General features: G+C 50.0%; 4 protein-coding genes, 1 tRNA gene and 1 pseudogene. 2 read left to right on the forward strand and 4 right to left on the reverse strand.

Translation table 11 applies throughout. The features are described from left to right. Together ACTBDZ_RS16945 and ACTBDZ_RS16950 are read left to right on the forward strand one after the other, a co-directional pair. Positions 1-344 (forward strand): annotated as a pseudogene (locus ACTBDZ_RS16945) (hypothetical protein); the annotation flags it as partial. A 15-nt stretch (positions 345-359) separates the two neighbouring features. Continuing rightward, positions 360-435, forward strand: a tRNA-Gly gene (locus ACTBDZ_RS16950). Positions 436-506: 71 nt separating this feature from the next. Here the strand turns inward: ACTBDZ_RS16950 and ACTBDZ_RS16955 are convergent. The 4 genes from ACTBDZ_RS16955 to ACTBDZ_RS16970 form a co-directional block, all read right to left on the reverse strand. Next, on the reverse strand, positions 507-1,130 hold the full coding sequence (locus ACTBDZ_RS16955) for a lambda exonuclease family protein (RefSeq protein ID WP_438816167.1): 624 nt from the start codon (positions 1,128-1,130) through the stop codon (positions 507-509). Continuing rightward, the gene (gene bet, locus ACTBDZ_RS16960; RefSeq protein WP_438816168.1) at positions 1,114-1,854 is read right to left on the reverse strand and encodes a phage recombination protein Bet; all 741 of its coding nucleotides are present in this window, start codon (positions 1,852-1,854) and stop codon (positions 1,114-1,116) included. Before bet ends, ACTBDZ_RS16955 begins: the two co-directional genes overlap by 17 nt. Before the next feature lie 277 nt (positions 1,855-2,131). Then, positions 2,132-2,338: a hypothetical protein gene (locus tag ACTBDZ_RS16965; protein WP_438816169.1), complete on the reverse strand. Its 207-nt coding sequence runs from the start codon at positions 2,336-2,338 to the stop codon at positions 2,132-2,134. 66 nt (positions 2,339-2,404) lie between these two features. After that, positions 2,405-2,504 (reverse strand): hypothetical protein (locus ACTBDZ_RS16970; RefSeq protein WP_438813920.1); only part of this gene is annotated, 100 nt, incomplete at its 5' end.

The following is a 2,504-nucleotide window of genomic DNA, read 5'->3' on the forward strand; positions in this document are numbered from 1 at the left end:
TTGTTGTGCGTCAGTCCCATGAGGTTGCAGACCTTGCTACCAAGCGTGACCTTGAAGACGTGCGCAAAGATTTAACGGTTCAGATAGCCGATGTCCGTAAGGACTTATCCGCAGAGATAGCCGATGTTCGTAAGGATATTGACGCTCGCTTCGAGAAGAACGAAGCTCAGATGCAGGCTCGCTTCGAGAAGACCGAGGCGCAGATATCTTTAGTCCGCAAGGATTTACAGCTTGAGATGGCGGGTATTCGCTCCGAGCAGAAGTTAATGCGCTGGATGCTGAGTGCTGGAATTTTGGGTATTCTCTCTCTGGTTGTGAAAGCTTTTCTCGTCACGGCCCTTTGAGCAATTCTGCCCATTGGGTCGGTAGCTCAGTGTGGAAGAGCGTACGTGTTCCCCAACCGTAAGGCCGCAGGTTCGAGTCCTGCCCGACCCTTCACTGCCAGCAACTTCCCTCCCGCGTCAAGCTGAACTCACCTGCATTGCCGCCTACCGGTATGCGTGTACTCATGCGGCTACCTTGGCTAAGTTTCTAATAACCTTAAGTTCTCTTTCAAGTTCAGCCAGGAACTGCGTTAACGCCTCCTGTATTTCAGCAACCAGCTTATCCTCCTGATGAATTCTCAACTGGTAATAGGCAAGGTCTGGCGGTAGCCTGTCGTCATAGCTGACAAAATCACACCATTTCCTGCCCGTACACATCATTTGGGCGTGCATCTGTAGGAGGTATTGGTTTTTCGGCTTACCGGTCTTGATGGTCTCTAAATGCGTCCATGTATTGGGGCACTTGATTTCAATCAGACCATCGCACCCTACCAGTCCGTCAGGCGATGCGCCAAATCCTGCAATGTCAGGGTGAAGGATAAAGCCGACCTCGTTCACTTCTGCGTCAAACTGGTTAAGCAGGTACATCTCCCGCGCCACCGGTTCAAGTTCAGTGCCGCGCTGCATGGCGGCGTTTGAGTAACTTTCTTCCATTTTTCCCGTTAGGCGCTGGCATATAAGCTCTGCCATGTAGTTCTGGCGGCTGGCGGAATAGCCCGATTTGGTTTTTGCCATTACGTCAGACAGGCGACTGGCGGTGACGTTGCCACAACGGGCGGAAAACCATTCATCACTGCGCTGTTGCATGATCCACCTCGCTATATTCTGCATCGACGGGAATGCTTTTCTTGATGCGCTCCTTCTCTGCCTTGCCGATAATCCTGCGCTCTTCCTGCGTGAGGCTCTTCCACGTTTCAGAGAAGACTTCCATGCTTAGCTGTGCTGCCTCTTCGCACCTGGCAATGAGTGTAGGGCGGCGCTCATCCGTCTCTTGTCCAGCAACAACACTTGCTGGCGTGCTTTCTATAATCCGCTCCGCCTCGTCACTGTCGTAAATGCCAGCGAAGCCAAATGCCATGCGCGCGCACTGAATAAGTGACTTGTGGCGCAGCATGCGGGTAGGGTGTGATTGCCACGGCTGGGTATTGCGCTTACACTCGCCCATATATTCGGTTACTACAGTAGGGTGTTTGCGATCTTTGCGGTAAATCCTACAAGTCGATGCGCCCTCGTCCTTATCGTAGCTGAATTCCATGCCATCGAATTGCGGATGTTCGTTAATGATCCGCGCCCATCCATCGACACCAACAACCGGAACAATACCGCCCTTGTCAGGAAAGGCGTAAATTTCTTTTGTCCACGGGTTCAGTCCGTACTGGTTGGCAACAATAAGCAGGGCGGTAAATTGCTCGTCCGTTACGCTACCACCCTTGAACGCCGTATTCTTGAGCGTGCTCATCAATTCGGTCCCTGGTGCCATGCCGAGACGTTCAACCAGCTTTCCAGCCATTGTTGCTAATGCCGTGCTCATGCAGCATCCTCCCCGTTTTTCATTCGTAGCCAAATATCCATGGCGTATTCGTATTTTGCAAGCAGCTGAATAAATCCATCCGTGAATGTCTCAAGGGCTATTTGCTGCTCAGGGTGGCTTTGTTGAATAAATAGATTTTATGCTGGCAGCCAAGTGAAACGACGGATCCTCGCAACGCAAAATCATGCAGTTAGGCCTCATGAGAAAACTGTACACCTAAGATGACAAGCATTTTCTACCAAAACTGGCATAGAAAAACAGCATGATTACCTATTATTCAACAAAGCCGCTCAGGGTCATTCACCAGAATGTCAACCACGCTTTCGTCAACGCCGGTCATTCTGCGAATAGCAGTAAATATTTCATCTTGCTTTACCCGGTTATCCGCAAATGCGTAATAGGTATTAACCACATCTAAATCGGCACCTGAAAATGTCGAGATAATCTCTTCTATCTCCCGTTGTCCTGATTCGCTGATTTTCATAATAGATGTCCTTTTGGGTAGACAGTATCAACATTAAGCATGGCTAAATAGCTGTTCCTAATACCGCTACACTTTTGCCTGTCCATGTTTTCCACTGGGAAACGGGCTGACGGTTTCCATGAAGCGGCGAACCTTGTTCAGTAACTGCCACATTGAACAGCATTGA

Origin of the sequence: Symbiopectobacterium sp., from assembly GCF_051710365.1 — a bacterium.
Lineage (GTDB): Bacteria > Pseudomonadota > Gammaproteobacteria > Enterobacterales > Enterobacteriaceae > Symbiopectobacterium.

Bases quoted from the DNA above. Each gene is read 5' to 3' on its own strand.
- ACTBDZ_RS16955 (WP_438816167.1), bottom strand. From the start codon at position 1,130: ATGCAACAGCGCAGTGATGAATGGTTTTCCGCCCGTTGTGGCAACGTC.
- bet (WP_438816168.1), bottom strand. From the start codon at position 1,854: ATGAGCACGGCATTAGCAACAATGGCTGGAAAGCTGGTTGAACGTCTC.
- ACTBDZ_RS16965 (WP_438816169.1), bottom strand. From the start codon at position 2,338: ATGAAAATCAGCGAATCAGGACAACGGGAGATAGAAGAGATTATCTCG.